This window comes from Bradyrhizobium sp. USDA 4504, assembly GCF_054063995.1.
Genome location: NZ_JBSSGV010000001.1, coordinates 1,750,011 through 1,771,471 on the forward strand (window position 1 = coordinate 1,750,011; position 21,461 = coordinate 1,771,471).

General features: G+C 62.5%; 13 protein-coding genes. 12 read left to right on the top strand and 1 reads right to left on the bottom strand.

Features of this window, described 5'->3' with window-relative positions; genetic code table 11:
* Nucleotides 1–1,259 precede the first annotated feature (1,259 nt).
* The 3 genes from ACVMB1_RS07535 to ACVMB1_RS07545 all read left to right on the top strand — a co-directional run bounded on the left by ACVMB1_RS07535 (nt 1,260) and on the right by ACVMB1_RS07545 (nt 12,400).
* The gene (locus ACVMB1_RS07535; protein ID WP_456849881.1) at nt 1,260–9,104 is read left to right on the top strand and encodes a beta strand repeat-containing protein; all 7,845 of its coding nucleotides are present in this window, start codon (nt 1,260–1,262) and stop codon (nt 9,102–9,104) included.
* Nucleotides 9,105–9,308: 204 nt separating this feature from the next.
* Nucleotides 9,309–11,021 (top strand): type I secretion system permease/ATPase, encoded by a 1,713-nt coding sequence (locus ACVMB1_RS07540; RefSeq protein ID WP_347340111.1) that lies wholly within the window; start codon nt 9,309–9,311, stop codon nt 11,019–11,021.
* Nucleotides 11,022–11,029: 8 nt separating this feature from the next.
* Nucleotides 11,030–12,400 (top strand): HlyD family type I secretion periplasmic adaptor subunit, encoded by a 1,371-nt coding sequence (locus tag ACVMB1_RS07545; protein ID WP_233475537.1) that lies wholly within the window; start codon nt 11,030–11,032, stop codon nt 12,398–12,400.
* 676 nt (nt 12,401–13,076) lie between these two features.
* On the opposite strand, the gene ACVMB1_RS07550 is transcribed toward ACVMB1_RS07545, so the two are convergent.
* Complete coding sequence (locus ACVMB1_RS07550; protein ID WP_168856864.1) at nt 13,077–13,223, bottom strand: hypothetical protein; 147 nt, start codon at nt 13,221–13,223, stop codon at nt 13,077–13,079.
* A gap of 358 nt (nt 13,224–13,581) precedes the next feature.
* Here ACVMB1_RS07550 and ACVMB1_RS07555 point away from each other — a divergent pair, with 358 nt between their 5' ends.
* The 9 genes from ACVMB1_RS07555 to ACVMB1_RS07595 all read left to right on the top strand — a co-directional run bounded on the left by ACVMB1_RS07555 (nt 13,582) and on the right by ACVMB1_RS07595 (nt 21,447).
* Complete coding sequence (locus tag ACVMB1_RS07555; protein ID WP_456848372.1) at nt 13,582–14,007, top strand: HlyD family efflux transporter periplasmic adaptor subunit; 426 nt, start codon at nt 13,582–13,584, stop codon at nt 14,005–14,007.
* 897 nt (nt 14,008–14,904) lie between these two features.
* A complete protein-coding gene (locus ACVMB1_RS07560) occupies nt 14,905–15,120 on the top strand; it encodes a Flp family type IVb pilin (RefSeq protein ID WP_456815947.1) in 216 nt (71 codons plus the stop codon).
* 93 nt (nt 15,121–15,213) lie between these two features.
* Nucleotides 15,214–15,429 carry a Flp family type IVb pilin gene (locus ACVMB1_RS07565; RefSeq protein WP_456815948.1) on the top strand — a complete coding sequence of 72 codons (216 nt, stop codon included), beginning with the start codon at nt 15,214–15,216 and terminating at the stop codon, nt 15,427–15,429.
* A gap of 72 nt (nt 15,430–15,501) precedes the next feature.
* The gene (locus ACVMB1_RS07570; RefSeq protein ID WP_092090353.1) at nt 15,502–16,008 is read left to right on the top strand and encodes an A24 family peptidase; all 507 of its coding nucleotides are present in this window, start codon (nt 15,502–15,504) and stop codon (nt 16,006–16,008) included.
* A gap of 1 nt (nt 16,009) precedes the next feature.
* Complete coding sequence (gene cpaB / locus ACVMB1_RS07575) at nt 16,010–16,975, top strand: Flp pilus assembly protein CpaB (RefSeq protein ID WP_456815949.1); 966 nt, start codon at nt 16,010–16,012, stop codon at nt 16,973–16,975.
* A gap of 170 nt (nt 16,976–17,145) precedes the next feature.
* A complete protein-coding gene (locus ACVMB1_RS07580) occupies nt 17,146–18,177 on the top strand; it encodes an AAA family ATPase (RefSeq protein WP_456848374.1) in 1,032 nt (343 codons plus the stop codon).
* Nucleotides 18,174–19,619, top strand: coding sequence for a CpaF family protein (locus ACVMB1_RS07585; protein WP_456815951.1), 1,446 nt, complete (start codon nt 18,174–18,176; stop codon nt 19,617–19,619). Before ACVMB1_RS07580 ends, ACVMB1_RS07585 begins: the two co-directional genes overlap by 4 nt.
* Nucleotides 19,619–20,545 (top strand): type II secretion system F family protein, encoded by a 927-nt coding sequence (locus tag ACVMB1_RS07590; protein WP_456815952.1) that lies wholly within the window; start codon nt 19,619–19,621, stop codon nt 20,543–20,545. The genes ACVMB1_RS07585 and ACVMB1_RS07590 overlap by 1 nt, the downstream gene beginning before the upstream one ends.
* Entirely contained in the window at nt 20,542–21,447 is a 906-nt protein-coding gene (locus ACVMB1_RS07595; RefSeq protein ID WP_456816544.1) for a type II secretion system F family protein, read from the top strand. The genes ACVMB1_RS07590 and ACVMB1_RS07595 overlap by 4 nt, the downstream gene beginning before the upstream one ends.
* The last annotated feature ends 14 nt before the right edge of the window (nt 21,448–21,461 follow it).

Here is a 21,461-nt window from a genome sequence, read left to right on the forward strand (position 1 = left end):
CGCGCTCACGGAATGCCGCAGCGCCTTCCCCGACCAGATCGCACAGGCGGTGCAGCGCGCGTCCTGCGTAATCAAGGCGGCCGAACCCGTTCGGTCGCTGGCGTTTCCGAGAGTACAACGCGCAAAGCGTTGGCAGAGCAGGTGCAAGCACGGGCCATTTCCCTGCTCGAGCGCAACATCCAGATCCAGAAGCTTCATTCGCAGCTGCTCGAAGAGGAGCGCAGCAGGCTATCGGCCGCGCCGGCGCGCGGACTGTTCAGTGACGAAACAAGGCATGGTCGGGATGGCGTCGGAGCCCGCGGCGCCCAAACCGGCGCTACGCGTGGATACGACGTTTGAGGCGACCCCGTAAATCAACGGGGCATTGTTGACGACAGGAGGGAACCACATGGCGGCACGGCGTTAATCGTTAAAGTAGAGCAAATCGCACGGCTCTAGACGGCTGCGCAAATTTGCGGCAAATTGCATTCAATTAGGTTTAGAGGTTTGGCCGCCCGCAGTCTTGCGGACCAGGCGCCGAAGCCTCTCGAAGCTGAATATTGAAAGACAAGAAAAATTGCGAGCATGCGGAGTGCAGGGCCGCACGCGAAACGGGCAGGGTAATGGCGGTCGGAGTCTTTTCACGGTAGGCGTCTAATGGCACATGGGCGGCCTTTTGGCCGCGCGCCCCACGAATATTGCTGATGGGCATCGTGTACGTGTTGTTGTGAATTGATTTTCGGGTGCGATCACGCCTGCTCTGCGTCGGCAGAGTTCAAGGAGTGTGTATTGAGTCGCATTGTTTCATCCCGAAGGTCCGACCAATGATCAACTGGTGCGAAGTCGAATCGCGTTCCCAAGGAACTTTAAATTCTGCGTCTACATCTCCTTCATGGTTAGCCGATTTTTCGATCGAGACCTCGCTCACCCCGGCCAATGATCCGCTGGCTTCGAGCCCGTCGGTAGCAACTGATGCGCCGATGGAAGCCGAACACGATCCGTCCGACATGCGCTCCTTGTCGCCGAGGCGCTATTTCGCTGTCACCTATCAATCCCATCACTAAATTCGAGGCCGTTCATCGCTCTCATTGAATCGCTGAACCATTACTTACACGCGAATTGTACGAACAGAATATTGAACGCATAAAGGCATTGCAGCTATGGCCACCACTCAGAACACCTCAGGCGGTACGACAACGTCGTTCAGCAATACGCCCCAGGCGGTTGACGATAGTTACAATTATTCAGCGAGCGTCTCGGGAATACTCATCTTGAATGTGATGGCCAACGATCTTGGTGGCGCCGCCAAGTCGCTGTGGTCCGTCGACAACGATCTTAGCGTCAGCGTTACATCGTCGAACGGTAAATACGCTCCAGCCGATCTCCTGACGAAAGACACAGTCTATTCAACCACTCTTGCGGGCGACGCAGGGACCTCCGATAGGAGCCTGCTCGGTGCTAAAATCTGGATCAATTCGGACGGGACAATTGGATACGACGCATCGAGCATCTCAGCGCAACTTCAGGCGAAAGCGGCAGGCGAGACTCTTGTTGACAAGTTCACCTACGCCATTCGGCTGGGCAATGGAACGCTGAGCTGGGCGACGACTACGTTGACATTTACGGGGGTGAACGACGGTCCGGTGCTCTCCGCCGACGCCTCCGGGCCGCACAATATCACCGAGCTCGCCGGCCACACCGGCGATACGATCGATCACGACACGACGACAGGGACGCTAGCGTTCACCGACGCTGATCTTAGCGACACGCACGTGGTGAGCAAAAGTGATCCCAACTTTGCGTGGTCAGGCGGCCCGCTCACCGCGGCTCAGGTATCGGCGTTAACCACGGCAAGTTCGCTGACAGTGACTGAGACCGACAGCACGGGATCGGGCTCGGGTTCGGTCAGCTTCAGCTACAGCGCAATCGACCAGACCTTCGATTTCCTGGCTCAGGGCGAGACCCTGACGGTCACCTACAATCTGACGGTCACGGACAACCACGGCGCAAGCTCGACCAAACCTATCACGATCACGATCACCGGCACCAACGACGCGCCGGTGGTTACGGCGGCGCTGACCTCGACGGCGGCGGAAGGTGCTGCGTCGTACCCGCTGAACCTGCTGAGCGGGGCGAGCGATCCCGACCACGGCGAGACGGCGACGCTGAGCGTTGCCGATGTGAGCTATGCGGTCGACGGCGGAGCCTCGTCTTCGACGGCGCCGGCCGGGGTGAGCCTGTCGGGCTCGACGCTGACGGTCGATCCGACCGACCCGGCGTTCAACAGCCTGGCGGTCGGCGAGCACATGACGATCGTGGTGTCCTACAATGTGAAGGACGCGCAGGGTGCGACGGTGGCGCAGACCGAGACGATCACGATCACCGGCACCAACGACGCGCCGGTGGTTGCGGCGGCGCTGACCTCGACGGCGGCGGAAGGTGCTGCGTCGTACCCGCTGAACCTGCTGAGCGGGGCGAGCGATCCCGACCACGGCGAGACGGCGACGCTGAGCGTTGCCGATGTGAGCTATGCGGTCGACGGCGGAGCCTCGTCTTCGACGGCGCCGGCCGGGGTGAGCCTGTCGGGCTCGACGCTGACGGTTGATCCGACCGACCCGGCGTTCAACAGCCTGGCGGTCGGCGAGCACATGACGATCGTGGTGTCCTACAATGTGAAGGACGCGCAGGGTGCGACGGTGGCGCAGACCGAGACGATCACGATCACCGGCACCAACGACGCGCCGGTGGTTGCGGCGGCGCTGACCTCGACGGCGGCGGAAGGTGCTGCGTCGTACCCGCTGAACCTGCTGAGCGGGGCGAGCGATCCCGACCATGGCGAGACGGCGACGCTGAGCGTTGCCGATGTGAGCTATGCGGTCGACGGCGGAGCCTCGTCTTCGACGGCGCCGGCCGGGGTGAGCCTGTCGGGCTCGACGCTGACGGTTGATCCGACCGACCCGGCGTTCAACAGCCTGGCGGTCGGCGAGCACATGACGATCGTGGTGTCCTACAATGTGAAGGACGCGCAGGGTGCGACGGTGGCGCAGACCGAGACGATCACGATCACCGGCACCAACGACGCGCCGGTGGTTGCGGCGGCGCTGACCTCGACGGCGGCGGAAGGTGCTGCGTCGTACCCGCTGAACCTGCTGAGCGGGGCGAGCGATCCCGACCACGGCGAGACGGCGACGCTGAGCGTTGCCGATGTGAGCTATGCGGTCGACGGCGGAGCCTCGTCTTCGACGGCGCCGGCCGGGGTGAGCCTGTCGGGCTCGACGCTGACGGTTGATCCGACCGACCCGGCGTTCAACAGCCTGGCGGTCGGCGAGCACATGACGATCGTGGTGTCCTACAATGTGAAGGACGCGCAGGGTGCGACGGTGGCGCAGACCGAGACGATCACGATCACCGGCACCAACGACGCGCCGGTGGTTGCGGCGGCGCTGACCTCGACGGCGGCGGAAGGTGCTGCGTCGTACCCGCTGAACCTGCTGAGCGGGGCGAGCGATCCCGACCACGGCGAGACGGCGACGCTGAGCGTTGCCGATGTGAGCTATGCGGTCGACGGCGGAGCCTCGTCTTCGACGGCGCCGGCCGGGGTGAGCCTGTCGGGCTCGATGCTGACGGTCGATCCGACCGACCCGGCGTTCAACAGCCTGGCGGTCGGCGAGCACATGACGATCGTGGTGTCCTACAATGTGAAGGACGCGCAGGGTGCGACGGTGGCGCAGACCGAGACGATCACGATCACCGGCACCAACGACGCGCCGGTGGTTGCGGCGGCGCTGACCTCGACGGCGGCGGAAGGTGCTGCGTCGTACCCGCTGAACCTGCTGAGCGGGGCGAGCGATCCCGACCACGGCGAGACGGCGACGCTGAGCGTTGCCGATGTGAGCTATGCGGTCGACGGCGGAGCCTCGTCTTCGACGGCGCCGGCCGGGGTGAGCCTGTCGGGCTCGACGCTGACGGTTGATCCGACCGACCCGGCGTTCAACAGCCTGGCGGTCGGCGAGCACATGACGATCGTGGTGTCCTACAATGTGAAGGACGCGCAGGGTGCGACGGTGGCGCAGACCGAGACGATCACGATCACCGGCACCAACGACGCGCCGGTGGTTGCGGCGGCGCTGACCTCGACGGCGGCGGAAGGTGCTGCGTCGTACCCGCTGAACCTGCTGAGCGGGGCGAGCGATCCCGACCACGGCGAGACGGCGACGCTGAGCGTTGCCGATGTGAGCTATGCGGTCGACGGCGGAGCCTCGTCTTCGACGGCGCCGGCCGGGGTGAGCCTGTCGGGCTCGACGCTGACGGTTGATCCGACCGACCCGGCGTTCAACAGCCTGGCGGTCGGCGAGCACATGACGATCGTGGTGTCCTACAATGTGAAGGACGCGCAGGGTGCGACGGTGGCGCAGACCGAGACGATCACGATCACCGGCACCAACGACGCGCCGGTGGTTGCGGCGGCGCTGACCTCGACGGCGGCGGAAGGTGCTGCGTCGTACCCGCTGAACCTGCTGAGCGGGGCGAGCGATCCCGACCACGGCGAGACGGCGACGCTGAGCGTTGCCGATGTGAGCTATGCGGTCGACGGCGGAGCCTCGTCTTCGACGGCGCCGGCCGGGGTGAGCTTGTCGGGCTCGACGCTGACGGTTGATCCGACCGACCCGGCGTTCAACAGCCTGGCGGTCGGCGAGCACATGACGATCGTGGTGTCCTACAATGTGAAGGACGCGCAGGGTGCGACGGTGGCGCAGACCGAGACGATCACGATCACCGGCACCAACGACGCGCCGGTGGTTGCGGCGGCGCTGACCTCGACGGCGGCGGAAGGTGCTGCGTCGTACCCGCTGAACCTGCTGAGCGGGGCGAGCGATCCCGACCACGGCGAGACGGCGACGCTGAGCGTTGCCGATGTGAGCTATGCGGTCGACGGCGGAGCCTCGTCTTCGACGGCGCCGGCCGGGGTGAGCCTGTCGGGCTCGACGCTGACGGTTGATCCGACCGACCCGGCGTTCAACAGCCTGGCGGTCGGCGAGCACATGACGATCGTGGTGTCCTACAATGTGAAGGACGCGCAGGGTGCGACGGTGGCGCAGACCGAGACGATCACGATCACCGGCACCAACGACGCGCCGGTGGTTGCGGCGGCGCTGACCTCGACGGCGGCGGAAGGTGCTGCGTCGTACCCGCTGAACCTGCTGAGCGGGGCGAGCGATCCCGACCATGGCGAGACGGCGACGCTGAGCGTTGCCGATGTGAGCTATGCGGTCGACGGCGGAGCCTCGTCTTCGACGGCGCCGGCCGGGGTGAGCCTGTCGGGCTCGACGCTGACGGTTGATCCGACCGACCCGGCGTTCAACAGCCTGGCGGTCGGCGAGCACATGACGATCGTGGTGTCCTACAATGTGAAGGACGCGCAGGGTGCGACGGTGGCGCAGACCGAGACGATCACGATCACCGGCACCAACGACGCGCCGGTGGTTGCGGCGGCGCTGACCTCGACGGCGGCGGAAGGTGCTGCGTCGTACCCGCTGAACCTGCTGAGCGGGGCGAGCGATCCCGACCACGGCGAGACGGCGACGCTGAGCGTTGCCGATGTGAGCTATGCGGTCGACGGCGGAGCCTCGTCTTCGACGGCGCCGGCCGGGGTGAGCCTGTCGGGCTCGACGCTGACGGTTGATCCGACCGACCCGGCGTTCAACAGCCTGGCGGTCGGCGAGCACATGACGATCGTGGTGTCCTACAATGTGAAGGACGCGCAGGGTGCGACGGTGGCGCAGACCGAGACGATCACGATCACCGGCACCAACGACGCGCCGGTGGTTGCGGCGGCGCTGACCTCGACGGCGGCGGAAGGTGCTGCGTCGTACCCGCTGAACCTGCTGAGCGGGGCGAGCGATCCCGACCACGGCGAGACGGCGACGCTGAGCGTTGCCGATGTGAGCTATGCGGTCGACGGCGGAGCCTCGTCTTCGACGGCGCCGGCCGGGGTGAGCCTGTCGGGCTCGATGCTGACGGTCGATCCGACCGACCCGGCGTTCAACAGCCTGGCGGTCGGCGAGCACATGACGATCGTGGTGTCCTACAATGTGAAGGACGCGCAGGGTGCGACGGTGGCGCAGACCGAGACGATCACGATCACCGGCACCAACGACGCGCCGGTGGTTGCGGCGGCGCTGACCTCGACGGCGGCGGAAGGTGCTGCGTCGTACCCGCTGAACCTGCTGAGCGGGGCGAGCGATCCCGACCACGGCGAGACGGCGACGCTGAGCGTTGCCGATGTGAGCTATGCGGTCGACGGCGGAGCCTCGTCTTCGACGGCGCCGGCCGGGGTGAGCCTGTCGGGCTCGACGCTGACGGTCGATCCGACCGACCCGGCGTTCAACAGCCTGGCGGTCGGCGAGCACATGACGATCGTGGTGTCCTACAATGTGAAGGACGCGCAGGGTGCGACGGTGGCGCAGACCGAGACGATCACGATCACCGGCACCAACGACGCGCCGGTTGCCAACGCCGACACTGGGACAGTCAATGAGGACGCGACCCTCACCATGCCTGCCGCGAATGGCGTGATTCAGGGCACCACGGGCGGATCGGTGGCTGATACCGACGTCGACAATGCAACCAGCACGCTGGTGGTCTCAGGCGTGGTTGCCGGAACGGGGTCGGTGACGCAGGGTGTTGGGGTGGCGACCTCGATCGCGGGCACCTACGGTCATCTGACGCTGAATGCGAACGGCTCGTACAGCTATGTGGCCGACACCGCTAACAGTCTCGCCACGGGTGTCACGGCGGTGGACACCTTCACCTACACGGCCAAGGACCCGGGCGGGCTAGTGTCCAACAGCACGACGCTGAAGATCACGGTGACCGGCACCAATGACGCCCCAGTTCTCGATCCGTCCAAAACGCCAGTGCTCACGGCCGAGAACCAAGGCAGCGGTGCGCCGGCAGGAGCTGTCGGTACGTTGGTCTCTAGCTTGGTGGATCTTAATCCACCCAGTGGTGGCTTGGACAACGTTACTGACGTCGATTCAGGGGCCGTGACCGGAATCGCACTGACGGGTACCGATACGAGCCACGGCACCTGGTTCTTTTCCACAAATAACGGCGCAACATGGACGGCTGTAGGAGCAGTGTCGAACACCACGGCCCTACTCCTCTCGGCGGACGCCAACACGCGGCTCTACTTCCAGCCAAGCGCGGGCTTTGCCGGAACAGATACGAATGCCATCACCTTCCGTGCTTGGGATCAGACCAGCGGCTCGAACGGAGTTAAGGTGGACACGTCATCCAATGGCGGTACGACGGCATTTTCGACAGCCATTGATACTGCGAACATTACTATCAATGCGACCGACACAACTCCGCCGACGGTGATATCGATTACGGGTGGCACCTCGTTGCCTGCGGGCAACAGCGAAACGATCACGTTTACATTCAGCGAAAAAGTGACTAATCTTACGCTTGGAGATATATCGCTAGCCGATAGCTCAAACGGCACCAGTTTGAGCAACCTTCAGTCCACGGATGGCGGGCTCACTTGGACAGCGACGTTCACCAAGGGCAGCTCCAATAGTACAACAATCAGCGTTTTCAACAGTGGCACTACGGCTGCCACGGATCCGTATTGGACCGACCTTTCGGGAAATCCCGGGACAGGTGGCGGATCTTTGACTATCTCGAAAAAAGCTCCTGCGGGTATTTCGGGGCAGCCGATTAATCTCGGTCTGGAACAACCCGAAGCAAACGACGCCGCTGTCTCAGTGACGATCACAAGCCTGCCAACGGGGTGGACCGTACCAAACGGCACCAAGCTTAGCGACGGTTCATTTGCCGTAACGGGCGTCGACTTAGGCGCGCTCACCGTTACGACGCCCCTTGAATTTGTCGGAGCCGCGGTTATCACCATTTCCGCCACCTGGGCCAATCCCGATGGTAGCTTTGACACAATTCTGGTTCGCGACAATGTCGAAGCGTACGCCCCGGGATCTCCAATTTTCGCCTGGTCGGGCGATGACCATCTGACCGGTTCAAGCGGCCACGATACCTTTGTGTTTTCGCAGCCGATTGGCAACGACGTCGTGCACAGTTTCGAGGTGTCCTCCGACGTCATCGACCTGATCAGCTATGGCTGGCAAAGTTTCGCGGACGTTCAAGCCCACACCGCGGACGACGCGCATGGCAATGCTGTGATCACGTTGGCTGATGGCCAAACGATCACGCTCGATGGCGTTCATGCATCGGATCTCACCGCCGCGAACTTCGAATTCGACGTGACGCCGACGGTCGAAAATCCCGGCCAGATGACAATCGGCGACGGCGCGATGCTGCCGCTGTCGGGCGTCATCCACAACACCGGCGAGATCGATCTGCAGGCCTCCGGCGACGATACGCTTCTCCAGATCATCCAGACTGGCATTACGCTCAACGGCGGCGGTCACGTGCTCCTGTCCGACGACGATCACAACATCATCGCCGGTACGGCCTCGAACGTCACACTCGACAACGTTGACAACGTCATCTCGGGTGCCGGCCAGATCGGGCAGGGCAGCCTGACGCTGAGCAACGAGGGCACTATCGATGCCACCGGCACCCATGCCCTTGTGATCGACACCGGAGCCAACGTGATCGCCAACGCTGGCACGCTGGAGGCAACCGGCACGGGTGGGCTGGTGCTCGCCAGTGCGGTGGCCAACAGCGGTCTGATCTGGGCCAACGGCGGCACGGTCACAGCAGAAGGCGACGTTACCGGCAACGGCAACGCCTTGATCAGCGGGGCTGGCACCATCGAGTTCGGGGCAGCCTCGGCGGCGGGCGTCACCTTCGACACGACCGCCGCTGGCCACCTGATCCTGGATGATGCATTCCACTTCTCCGGTACGGTGACCGGCCTCGATGGCAATGACGACATCGACCTCAAGGGCATCAGTTTCGGCGCAGGCACCACGTTGAGCTTCACGGAGAACCAGGCGGGAACTGGTGGCACTCTGACGGTGTCGGACGGCGCGCATACGGCCAATATCGTCCTGCTCGGCCAATACGATCCGAATGGCTTTGCCGAGAAGGCCGACGCAACGAACGGCACGATGATTACTTACGATCCACACCACGTAGCCTGAGGCTCCAGGGAAGGAAATGGACCGCGAGAGGAGCTGAACCCCGTAGATTTACCTTCCTGCCGTTTTTGCGCCGGCAGCGGCTTTGGTACAGCTGCCGCCTATGCTAAGTGGGACAGATTGAATGATTGATTTACTTGATCCTTTTGACTGTCGCCTATTGGCTGTCAGTCATCATTCTTAGGGATGGCTCCAGCCAGATTCCGCGTGAGTACCCTTCGCAAAAGGCCGGACGAATTCCGGCAGTCGCTGCAAGCCTGCCAAGGCTATTTTGTCACTGCGGCTATCTTCAGCCTTGCCATTAACCTGCTGTACTTGGCCGGCCCGCTCTACATGCTGCAGGTCTATGACCGCGTGATCTCGAGCGGGAGCGAGATCACGCTGCTGATGCTGACGCTTGCGCTATTACTAGCGTTCATGGCACTCGCAGGTCTCGACGCCGTGCGCGCTCGTGTTCTGACCCGCACCAGCATTCGCCTCGATCGCAAGATCGCGCCGCGGGTGATGACCGCCATCATCGACCATTCGGCAAAAATCGGCGGCGCGCGCAGCCAGCTGTTGCGTGATTTTGATACGTTCCGCCAGTTCATCACCGGGTCCGGAATTCACGCAATCTTCGATCTGCCGTGGTCGCCGATCTACATCGCGGTGATCTTTTGCCTGCACCCGTTCCTGGGCGCCTTTGCGCTGGGATCTTCGATCATTCTGGTGCTGATGGCCTTCCTCAATGAATGGATCGTCAAGCCTCCGCTCGCCGAATCCGGCGAGGCGGCAAACCGGAATTATGGTTTCACCGAGATGAGCCTGCGCAACACCGAAGTGGTGCGCGCCATGGGGATGACCGGTGGCCTCCTGAAGCGCTGGAGCCGCGACCGCGACCGCATGCTCGAGCGCCAGGTCGCCGCCAGCGATCGCGCGGCGACGATGCAGAGCATGATTCGTTTCTTGCGGCTGTCGATGCAATCCCTGATCCTCGGTCTTGGTGCCTATCTGGTGATCGAGCGCATGACCACCGCCGGCGCCATGTTTGCCGCCAGCATCCTGCTTGGCCGCGCGTTGCAGCCGATCGAACAGATCGTTGGATCCTGGCGTAGTCTCGTCTCGGCCCGCGGCGCATTCCTGCGGGTGCGCGAGCTGTTGGCGGCCAACCCAGCGCGCGAAACAGGACTGACGCTGCCGCGGCCCGAAGGCCGTCTTTCCGTCGAAGCGCTGTCCTTTGCTGCGCCCGGAACGTGGAAGCCCATTCTGCGCGGGGTCACCTTCCAGATCGAACCGGGCGAAGTGCTGGGGATCATCGGCCCTTCGGGTGCCGGCAAATCGACGCTGGCGCGCCATATTGTCGGCGTTCAGGCCCCATCCGCGGGTGCCGTCCGCCTCGACGGGTCGGATGTTTCGAGCTGGATCAGGTCGTCGCTCGGCGAGCATCTTGGCTATCTGCCGCAGGATATCGAGCTGTTTGCCGATACGGTGGCAGCCAATATTTGTCGGTTCAAGGACGGAGACGACAAGGACATCATTCTGGCGGCGCGAATGGCCGACGTGCACGAGATGATCCTGCGGCTCGTCGACGGCTACGACACCCAGGTCGGGGAAGGCGGCGCGATCCTGTCCGGAGGCTACCGCCAGCGCATCGGCCTCGCACGCGCGGTCTACGGCAATCCAAGCCTGGTCGTGCTCGATGAGCCGAGCTCGAACCTCGATGCCGAGGGCGATGCGGCGCTCGCCGACTGCATCACGCAGCTGAAGAAGCACGGCACCACGGTGGTGATCATTTCCCATCGGCCGGCCACGATCGGCGTGGTCGACAAGATATTGGTGCTGCGCGAAGGCGTGGCCGAGATGTTCGGACCGCGGAGCGAAATTCTGGCGCGCCTCACGCGGCCTGTGCCGGTTCCTGCAGTTCGGGGAGCGACCGGTTAGGAGAAATCATGACATTGCTTGATGTCACAGACCTGTCGATGCGTCCCGCTGCTGCTCCACGCGGAACAAAGCGCGCCAACAAGGATGGATCGCCAAACGACTCCATTCGCAAGGTTGCAACAGCGGGCTGGCTGATCATCGCGGTCTTTTTCGGCGGGATCGGTACTTGGGCCGTGAGTGCGCCGCTCAACGGTGCGGTAGTTGCCAATGCCGTCGTGAAGGTCGATGGCAACCGCAAGAGCCTTCAGCACCTCGATGGCGGCATCGTCAAGGAATTGCACGTCAGGGAAGGCGACAGGGTGCTCGCAGGCGACCTGCTGATCGTCCTGGACGAGACCCAAGCTCGCGCCGAACATGAGGTGCTGACGCAGCAATATGCCGTGCTGCGCGCAACGGAGGTCCGGCTGCTGACCGAGCTTGACCATGGCTCCCAGCTTGTCATGCCGCCGGATCTGAAGGCGCGCTCTGACGATCCCTATTTCAAAAGCGTCTGGAACGGGCAGGTCAGTCAGTTTGACAGCCGCAGGGCGTCGCTCGAAGGACAAAGAAGCGTGGTCCGCGAGAAGATCAACCAGCTGGGGTCCCAGATCGTTGGCTCGGAAGCGCAGGTGAAATCGTTCACCAACCAGATCGACTCAGTGCGCAAGGAGGCCAAAGACATCGCACCGCTCGTCGAACGCGGGTTGATCGCCCGTCCCCGCATCCTGCAGCTGGAGCGGACCGCGTACGGCCTCGAAGGCCAGATCGCCGATGCGAACGCCAACATCGCCAAGGCTCGCCAGGCGATCGCCGAGCAGGAGCAGCAGATCGCCCAGTTCGACAACGATCGGATGACAGACGTCACGAAGGATTTGCGCGATACGCAAGCCAAGCTCCTGGAGGTTATCCCGAAGGCGACGAACGCCAAAGCCGTGCTCGGCCGGATGGAAATTCGTGCGCCCTATACCGGACGCGTGGTTGGCCTCAGCGTGTTTTCGGTGGGCGGTGTGATTCAGCGCGGCGACAAGATCCTGGACATCGTGCCCGACGAGGATTCGCTCACAATCGAAGCGCAGGTGGCGGTCGAGGATATCAGCGACGTGCATCCGAACACGCGCGCGGAAGTTCACCTAACCGCTTACAAACAGCGCATCGTTCCGATCATCCATGGCGACGTCATTCAGGTCTCGGCGGACCGCTTGACTGATCCGAAGACCAACAATCCCTATTACACGGCCTTCGTTCGGATCGATCAGGACGAGCTGGCGACCATGCCCAACATTCGCCTTTATCCGGGAATGCCGGCAACGGTGATGATCCCGACGATTCAGCGAACCGCTTTTGACTACATCGTCGGGCCGCTGGTGATGTCATTCAATCACGCGTTCCGGCAGAAGTAAGCCTTGGACGCATCCCTCGAAGCTAACTGGCGCCGACATAATAGTTTTGAAATTGCTGTGGCACCCGTGCCACCAACGATGCCCTGCATAGGTCTATGTTGCTCCCCGCAACAGGGCGCTCTCATGTATGATGTATACTTGAGTGGGAAGAACGATCTGCTGGTTATCCGACGCGGACTTCCCATCGAACTTGGGCGGAATTTGGCGCAAAAGGAAGCGCACCGTGCGATCGGTGAGCGAAAAAATCCGCGAGGACGTCGAAAAACGTGGCTATCACTGGCGCAAGCTGGCCAGCCAGATTCGGTGAGACAGCTAACTGAAGCGCGGGTTCTGCTTACGCCTTCGGCCAATCCCTGGTTAATGCTGCTCTACCTCGGAACGCGAACCATCGATTGCCATAACGGCCGAACGCGGCGGAGAGCGCTCGGTCCGTTTCGCCACGCAACCAAAAAAGCGGGAGAGCAATGTCCGGCGAGCTCGCTCTTAGCTGGCATACAGGTCGTGCCCGTCGCGCTTTTTCCTGGAACTTAGACCCACCCCGCGCTTGCTTAAGGCTCTGGTTACCGTATCGCGCCGCAACCGCCTTGGCTTCGACATCGTAGTTTGAGCTGTTGTTGGTCGCAGCCGCGAGCGCGGCCGCATCGGCCGCGTTTTGCATGCCGCGCGTCCTCATGGATCAGTTCGAAACCTCAAAGCCGATACCCAGGGCTCCGATCAGAGGAACGAGCAGGACACCCATGATCACATTGACGGCGCCGCAATCATCCGAGCGCAGGCTGCGGATATGAAAAAACATCGAAGAAACGGCCACGACAATCCACATTGATCATTCACGAGGACCGGAAAGCACAAATCAATGCTTCACCCGTTATACAAAACCATTAAGGGAATGCGTATTTTTCCCGGAATAAGCGATGCAACGAATCTTCAGTTGCACTCAGAAACTGGAGTGAATTCAAGTTTGTTTGCTAAAATCTCCCAATGTCCATGCAGCGGGCCCCACGGACATGTAAGGCCGATGATGTCTGCGCGAAGCGTCGACCACGCTACAGCCCGCGAACCCGGCAGCAAACTCGATCTCGATCGACCCGTCGCGGTGGACCGGCGCGACGGGACCAGGCGTTACGCCGCAGTCCGGGACCACCCTCGCTGGTACGAAGCCCAATCGTTGCCGAGGGCGCGTGGTTGGCCTCAGCGTGTTTTCGGTGGGAGGCGTGATCCAGCGCAGTGACAAAATCCTCGACATCGTGCCCGACGAGGATTCGTTGACGATCGAAGCGCAGGTGGTGATCGAGGATATCAGCGACGTGCATCCGAACACGCGCGCGGAAGTTCACCTAACCGCCTCCAAGCAGCGGATCGTCCCGATCATTCATGGCGACGTCATTCAGGTCTCGGCGGACCGCTTGACGGATCCCAAGACCAACAATCCCTATTACACAGCCTGCGTTCGGATCGACCAGGACGAACTGGCGACCATGCCCAACATTCGTCTTGATCCGGGAATGCCGGCAACGGTGATGATCCAGACGATTCAACGAACCGCATTTGACTACATCGTGGGGCCGCTCGTGATGTCGCTCAATCACGCGTTCCGGCAGAAGTGACCGCAACGAACGACCTCTCAATGCTCCCGGTCGGTGTAGCAGCGGGGCTGGGCAACCATGGCCCCTGAGCTGATCAACGATTGCACTCTGCGTCACCCTGCAACTCATGACACGTTCGGTGATTGCCAAAACGGGCAGCGTGATCTGGGGGGAGAACATCCGCTGTGCGCTGGTTATTTGACCTCTATCTTGCGTGACCTGCCCGCGCATCAGGCCGCTGAGGAGAAGGCGGAGCCGGACCGCGAGTCCGGCAGCGGTCAGCCTGAACGGCGCGCGCGGAATGCCGCGGCGCGGTCCCGGATCAGATCGCGCCGGCCGAGCGAGGGCGTCCGGCGAGATCAAGGCGAACGGAGCCCGCGCGGCCGCTGCTGCCGTTTCCCGAATTGCTCGATCGGGAGAACGCCCAGCGCAAGGCGTTGGCAGGGCAAGTCCGGGCAAGGACAATGTCCCTACTCGAGCGAAACATGCAGATCAGAAGCTTCATTCGCAGCTCCTCGATGAAGGGCGCAGCAGGCATCGGCCGCGCCAGCCGACGCGGGCTAGTCGCCGCTGGCGGTCACCCAGTGGCGGCAACTGCAAAATGCCGTGCCGAGCCGGCCCGGAGAGCTGGGCAAGCGCCCGCGCCGATCTGGGCAGCGCCGGCACCGTATTCGCACGGAGCAGCCGAACTGAAATGTCGTGAAATGTCGAAAGTCCTACAATTTAAGGGGTTTCGTGCATCGTTGTCGGAGCGCCTCGCCGAGGAGAAGGTGTGCGCCGCTACGCCGGTAGGGTTAATAAACGATTACCAATCGACAGTTTTCTCGCGACGCATTATAAGAAAATGCTAGTTGGCACCCGGATTTTGCCCCCCGCCAACGTATTGCGTAAATTTCATCGTAAAAGGGATATTTTCCTATGTTGAAGCTGTACATCCAGACCACCGAAGCCTTCAAGCGTCTCCGCTCGGACAAGGACGGCGTTGTGTCGTTCGAGTACGTGATCGTCGCCGCTTGCATCGTGGCCGCCGTCTCTGCTGCGTTCGGTACGGGTACCGCCAGCGGTATCGGCTCGGTTCTGAACGACTCGATCACCGCCATCAGCACCGCCGTCAGCAAAGCTGTCGCCGCTTAACTCCGGATATTGAATGCTGTTGGCAGATTCCTTCTGTCAACAGCAGTCAACCGGATTGCGATCTGCGCGAGCCTTTTAAGGATGCTTTCTCCTATGTTGCAGTCATACATCAAGATCGCAGAGGGATTGAGGCGTCTGCGCACGGACAAGGACGGCGTTGTGTCGTTCGAGTACGTGATCGTCGCCGCCTGTATCGTCGCCGCGGTTTCCGCAGCGTTCGGTACGGGTACCGCGAGCGGCATCGGCAGTGTTCTGACCACCTCGCTCACTTCGATCGGCACCGCGGTTACCAGCGCGGTTAGCGCCTAAGTCCAGAGGGACGGCGCTCCGGAGGGGGGCATTATTTTTTGCCCCCCGCCATTTTTCTAAGGCGATTATTTCATGAATTGGATTGCGTCCACGACCTTGTGTCTGGAAATCGCATTGTTGTTGTATGTCGCAACGATCGATATCGCGACACGGTTGATCCGAAACGAAATTTGTCTGGCGCTGGCGTTCCTTGGGATCGTCGGCCAATTGGCCAGTCCGATGCAGATCGGCCAGTCGCTGATCGTTGCCGCAATCCTGTTCCTGGCGCTCTTCGTGATTTACCAACGCGGAGCGATCGGCGGTGGCGACGTCAAGTTGCTGGTTGCCCTGGCGATCGGTCTGCCGCTGACCGGCGTGATTGAACTGTTGACGGCAACTGCACTGGCCGGCGGCGTTCTGGCCGCGGTGCATCTGATGATGCGCCGTCTGCCCCAACCTAGGCTGGCGCCCGCCGGATCATCGCTGATGCGCCGGGTCTACGCGGTCGAGCGCTGGCGTCATTTGCGACATGCACCGCTTCCCTACGGGGTCGCCATCGCATGCGGCGGTATCTGGGCCATTTTGAGCAAAGGAATTTGACATGTCGTCCGCTCTCCGTGTCTCGATCATCATGGTGCTGCTGCTTGCGGCTACGGCGCTTGGAATGATCGCCTACAGCATGAACCGACCCGCAGATCCGGTTGTTGCGCAGGCAGTCGAAGAGAAGCCTGCGCCTGCGGCCGCGACGGTCGGCTACTTTGTCGCGACCCGCCCGCTTTCGAAGGGAACGCTGGCGCGGGACGAAGATTTCGCGGTGCGCCAGACAGCACCGAACCGTGTCCCTGCGGGGGCGATCCTCGAAACGCCTGACTCCAAGGCCGGGTTGCCCGGTTCGCTGGTTCGCAAGTTCGTCGAAGCCGGCAGCGCCATTACACTGGACGACATCCTGCGTCCGAAGGATCGCGGCTTCCTTGCCAGCGTCCTGGCGCCGGACAGCCGCGCCATCAGCATCAAGGTCGACGAGGAGACCGGTGTGTCCGGTCTGATCAGGCCGGGCGACAATGTCGACGTGGTGCTGACCCAGGTGTTCGAGAAGGCCGCGCCGGTGAAGCGAGCCGTCAGCGAAACCGTTCTGTCCAATGTGCGCGTGATCGCGATCGACCAGGAGATTGCGCAAGGCGGCCGTCCGATCACCAATGCCGTCCCGGGCAAGACGGCACAGACCGTGTCGCTGGAGCTCAAGCCGGATCAGGTCAAGAAGGTGGCCGTCGCAAAGCAGCTCGGAACGCTGTCGCTCGTCATCCGCGCCGCGGCCGAGCAGTGGGACAAGGCCGACACGAGCGTAACGTCCAGCTGCGACGTATCGCCGGAGCTGGCGCGCCAGAGTGCAGTTGCCGGCCAGAGCACGACGGTCGCGATCTATACCGGCAGCGAGGTCAAGCAATACTCGGTCAGGAGACAGGATCTTGACGACGACGCCCGCACGGGCTGCGACGTGCCGTCCGAACTCGATCGTCAGACTACAGCGGCAGCGAGTGACGTCGGCAAGGGACCGGAGAAACGTTGATGAGTGCGAACATGGCAGTGGTGGAACAACCCGAAGAGACGACGTCTCTTGTCGCGCGCAACCGCATCGTCTGCTTCGTCAATGACGAGCTGAGCGCGGCAGCCCTCCGCAAGGGTCTCGACGGCAGCAATCTGGTGATCCGGCGCGGTACCATCCGTCATGCGACACGCATGCTCGAGACCGACACCGATCTGTACGCGCTGGTGACCGACATAAGCGGCATCGATGATCCCTTCACTGAACTGGAACGCCTCGCCAGTGTCTGTCCGCCCGATGTGAAGGTGGCCCTGATCGGAGACAACAGGGAGATCACCTTCTACCGCGAGCTGATGGAGATCGGCCTTACTGAATACCTGCCGACGCCGATCACCAGGGATATGGTGCTCGACCAGCTACGTCCGAGGCTGATCGGGGACGTCGCGCCGGCCCAGAACGACCGCGGCGGGCACGTGGTGTCGATCTGTGGCGCGCAGGGCGGCGCCGGCGCGACCAGCGTCGCGATCAACCTCGCGCTGCAACTGGCCGAAACCACCAAGGCGAAGGTGGCGCTGCTCGACCTGCATCTGCAGGGCGGCGAGACCGCGGTGATGCTGGGTGTTCGTCCGGGACCTGGCCTTCGCATCGCCCTTGAAAACCCGATGCGGGCCGATACGCTGTTTCTCGAGCGGGCGGCGATCGAGGTGAACGATCGGGTCTGCCTGATTTCCGGCGACGAGGAGCTCGATGCAAAGCTCGACATCACCGAAGCCGGCGTGCGGCACGTGCTGGGCCTGCTCCGTCAGCGGTTCAACTACGTCGTTGTTGATGTGCCGGTTCCGTTCCCGGCATCGATCTATCCGGTCATTCAGATGTCCCGTCATGTGCTGGTGCTGTTGGAGGCCGAAGTAACCGGCCTGCGCAATGCCCACGCGCTGCGCAACGCCGTCACCAACATCGCGGGCAAGGATCGCGTGTTTACCCTGCTCAATCGTGCCGACCGCGCCGGCGGTCTGCCGAGAGCGACGATCGTCAAGGCGCTGGGCGCCGAGCCGGACATGGTGATCCCGGATCTCGGCAAGGGAATGACCCAGGCGGTCAATCTCGGCGTTCCGGCTCTGAAGCACGTATCCGGTCTACGGCGCCACCTTGCCCCGATCGTGCGGGAAATCACCGGCGTCGGTGCCAAGAAAAGCGCCGGGTGGAAGAGGTGGCTCGGGATATGAAAAAGTTCGGCAGGCGCGCAGACGAAATGCCAGTGCGGATGCCCGCAGCGGTGCCGGACGCCCCGGCAGCGGCACCAAGCGCGCGGCCGGCGCCGCCACCCTTGCCGCCGGCGGAAACGAGCGTGGCGTCACCGGCGTCCAGCCTGTTTGCATCGACACCGAAGCATGAAGAACCTGCGACCCACCATCCGGTGATGTCGGCATCCCTGCGCGAACGGGTGATCGAGCAGATCGAGCCGTCGGTGGCCGCGACCGTTCCCCGCGACGTCCTGCGGCGGCAGATCGAGGAAATCATCCACGGCATCGCCAACCAGGAGCGGCTGGAGCTGTCGGGCCGCGAGCAGCTCTTCCTGGCGGAGGAGATCGCCGACGACATGACCGGCTACGGGCCGCTGCGTCCGCTTCTGCTCGACGAGACGATCAACGACATCATGATCAACGGGCCGAGCAACGTCTATGTCGAGCGGGCCGGCAAGCTGGAGCGGGTCGCGGTCCGGTTTCGCGACAATGACCATATCGCCTCGGTCGCACAGAAGATCGCCTCGCAGGTCGGCCGGCGGGTGGATGAATCCAGCCCGATGGTGGACTGCCGTCTGCCGGACGGCAGCCGTGTCAACATCATCCTGCCGCCGCTGGCTATCCATAGCCCCTGCATCTCGATCCGAAAATTTCCGAACCGGCGTCTGAACATCGCCGGGATGATCGAAAACGGCTCGATGACCGCCGCGCTTGGACAGCTGCTGGAGATCGCCTCCCGCTGCCGGCTTAACGTCCTGGTCTCCGGAGGCACCGGTTCCGGCAAGACGACGCTGCTGAACGCCTTGAGTCAGTTCATCGACCACAGCGAGCGCATCGTCACGATTGAGGACGCGGCGGAGCTGCAGCTTCAGCAGCCGCACGTGATCAGCCTGGAGACCCGTCCGGCCAGCCTCGAGGGCACCGGCCAGGTGACGCAGCGCGACCTTCTGTGGAACGCACTTCGTATGCGTCCGGACCGCATCGTCGTCGGTGAGGTGCGCGGCGCCGAGGCGTTCGACATGCTGCAGGCGATGAACACCGGCCATGATGGATCGATCTCCACCGTGCACGCCAACAGTACCCGCGACGCGCTGACGCGCGTGGAGAACATGGTGCAGATGGGGCAGGTCAATCTGCCGTCGCGCGCAATCCGCTCCCAGATCGTCGCGGCCCTGGATCTGATTGTGCAGGTCGAGCGCATGCGGGATGGCCAGCGCCGCATCGTGCAGATCAGCGAGGTGATCGGCCTCGAGGGCGAGGTGATCACCACCAACGACATCGCGTTGTTCGAGTACAAGGACGAGGATGTCCAAGGGCGGATATCCGGCACCTACCGCTCCACCAATGCGGTTCCGAAGTTCAAGAGCCGCCTCGTCTATTACGGGCTCGATCGGGCCTGGGCAGAAGCGATGAGGCACATCTGATGTCGACGCCCTTGATCATCGTTCTGGTGCTTCTGCTGTGTGCCGGGGCCAACACCCTTTGGCTCGACGCACGACAGAGACGAATGGATCGCCAGCTCGAGATTGCGCTGCCGACGGCTGAAGCAGCAGCCTTGGTGTCCATCCGTCGCGCGGCCAAGACGTCGCGTTGGCGCGCGCTCCAGCGCTTTGCCAATTACCGCCCTGATATGGTGTACGTCGTACGACCGGTCTATGTGCTGCTTGCAGGGGGAATGGCAGCGGCAGGAATTCTCTACGTCAATGGATTCCTGCGGTTCCCTGGCTCCTATGGAGCCATTGCGGCTGTCGGCGTCGCCATCATGGTCGTGCGCGGTCTGTTCGGATGGCAGCAACATCGCTTTGCAAACCAGCTCTTCCAGCAGCTTCCCGATGCGGTCCAGCTGGTGACGAGTACTGTCCGGTCCGGATTGCCCGTGCACGAAGCTTTTCGCACCATCGCCCGCGAGATGCCGCAACCGACATCCGGGCAATTTGCCATCGTCTGTCATGAATTGAACCTGGGCAGGTCGCCCGAGGAAGCCGTCGAGGAGATCTATCAGCGAACGCAGGTGCCCGAGTATGCGATGTTTGCGGTGACCCTCGCGGTGCAGTTGAAGACCGGCGGCAGCCTGGCGGAAACGCTGCAGACGTTGGGCGAGACCGTGAGTCAGCGGGTTGCGCTGGCGGCCCGTGCGAAGGCCTTGGCGGGAGAGGTCATCTTTTCATCGCGTGCGCTCACCTGTGCGCCGGTCGTGATCGGCGGGCTGCTTTACCTGATCAATCCGCAGTCGGTCGATCTGCTGTTGTTTGATCGACAGGGAAACGTGCTTCTCGCTTATGCGGTGTGCTCGGTCCTGATCGGGCATTTCGTGATCCGTTGGATGGTCAGAAGGGAAACCACCCTATGACGGCTGTTCTCGGTTTTGCCACGCTTGCCGTCGCACTCGCGGCCGCGACCTTCCTGCTGGTTATTCGCGAGATACATCTGCGCACCTTGGACACGCGTGTCTCGAATGCCGTGCTGGGCATCTCCGATCGATCGAATTCGAAGGATCTGATCGGTTGGCTTTCATCAGTCGGCATGCGCTACAGGCGCTACTACGCCCAGGAAAATCTCGACCAGCTGAAGATGGTTCTTCAGTCGGCAGGGTTCAATCACTATCGAACGCTGCCGATCTGGATCGGCTTCAAGACGGTCAGCACATATGTGTTGCCGATCGCGGCTTTCTCTGTTTCGCAGATTCTTGGACGGCCGTTCAGCGACGTGATGATCTTCACGCTGCTTGGCCTGGCGTTTGGAATCATGATTCCGCGCCTGATCTTGCTGGTCGTGAAGCGACGCTTCGATGCCGCGATCCGGCTCGGCACGCCGGACACCATCGATCTGCTTGTGGTTTGCAGCGAAGCCGGCATGGGCCTGGAGAGCGCGATTGAGCGTGTGGCTGAGGAGATGCGGGAGACCAATCCCGCTATCACCCACGTGCTGCGCGGTCTTCTCGATGATCTCCGGATCCTGCCGAACCGTGCCGACGCCTTCGAGAAGCTTGCGTCCACGTCGGAGGGCCTCCGTCGCTTCGGCACCATGGTCAGCCAGAGCCTGCAATATGGCACGCCGCTCAGCCAGGCGCTGCGCAGCATCGCGGTCGACCTGCGGCGGGAGCGCATCACCAAGCTGGAAGAGCGGGCGCACAAATTGGGCGCCAAGCTCACCGTTCCTATGGTGTTGTTCCTGCTGCCAGCGATGTTCGTCATTTTGGGCGGAAGCCCGTTCCTTCACCTCATTCGCACCTTCTCCAACATCGGCAAGTAAGGCATGAGTGCAAC

Excerpts from the sequence above, each read along its gene's own strand:
- ACVMB1_RS07535 (WP_456849881.1), top strand. The coding sequence starts at position 1,260 with ATGGCCAACGATCTTGGTGGCGCCGCCAAGTCGCTGTGGTCCGTCGAC.
- ACVMB1_RS07545 (WP_233475537.1), top strand. The coding sequence starts at position 11,030 with ATGACATTGCTTGATGTCACAGACCTGTCGATGCGTCCCGCTGCTGCT.
- ACVMB1_RS07550 (WP_168856864.1), bottom strand. The coding sequence starts at position 13,223 with ATGTGGATTGTCGTGGCCGTTTCTTCGATGTTTTTTCATATCCGCAGC.
- ACVMB1_RS07560 (WP_456815947.1), top strand. The coding sequence starts at position 14,905 with ATGTTGAAGCTGTACATCCAGACCACCGAAGCCTTCAAGCGTCTCCGC.
- ACVMB1_RS07565 (WP_456815948.1), top strand. The coding sequence starts at position 15,214 with ATGTTGCAGTCATACATCAAGATCGCAGAGGGATTGAGGCGTCTGCGC.
- ACVMB1_RS07570 (WP_092090353.1), top strand. The coding sequence starts at position 15,502 with ATGAATTGGATTGCGTCCACGACCTTGTGTCTGGAAATCGCATTGTTG.
- cpaB (WP_456815949.1), top strand. The coding sequence starts at position 16,010 with ATGTCGTCCGCTCTCCGTGTCTCGATCATCATGGTGCTGCTGCTTGCG.
- ACVMB1_RS07580 (WP_456848374.1), top strand. The coding sequence starts at position 17,146 with ATGCTCGAGACCGACACCGATCTGTACGCGCTGGTGACCGACATAAGC.
- ACVMB1_RS07585 (WP_456815951.1), top strand. The coding sequence starts at position 18,174 with ATGAAAAAGTTCGGCAGGCGCGCAGACGAAATGCCAGTGCGGATGCCC.
- ACVMB1_RS07590 (WP_456815952.1), top strand. The coding sequence starts at position 19,619 with ATGTCGACGCCCTTGATCATCGTTCTGGTGCTTCTGCTGTGTGCCGGG.
- ACVMB1_RS07595 (WP_456816544.1), top strand. The coding sequence starts at position 20,542 with ATGACGGCTGTTCTCGGTTTTGCCACGCTTGCCGTCGCACTCGCGGCC.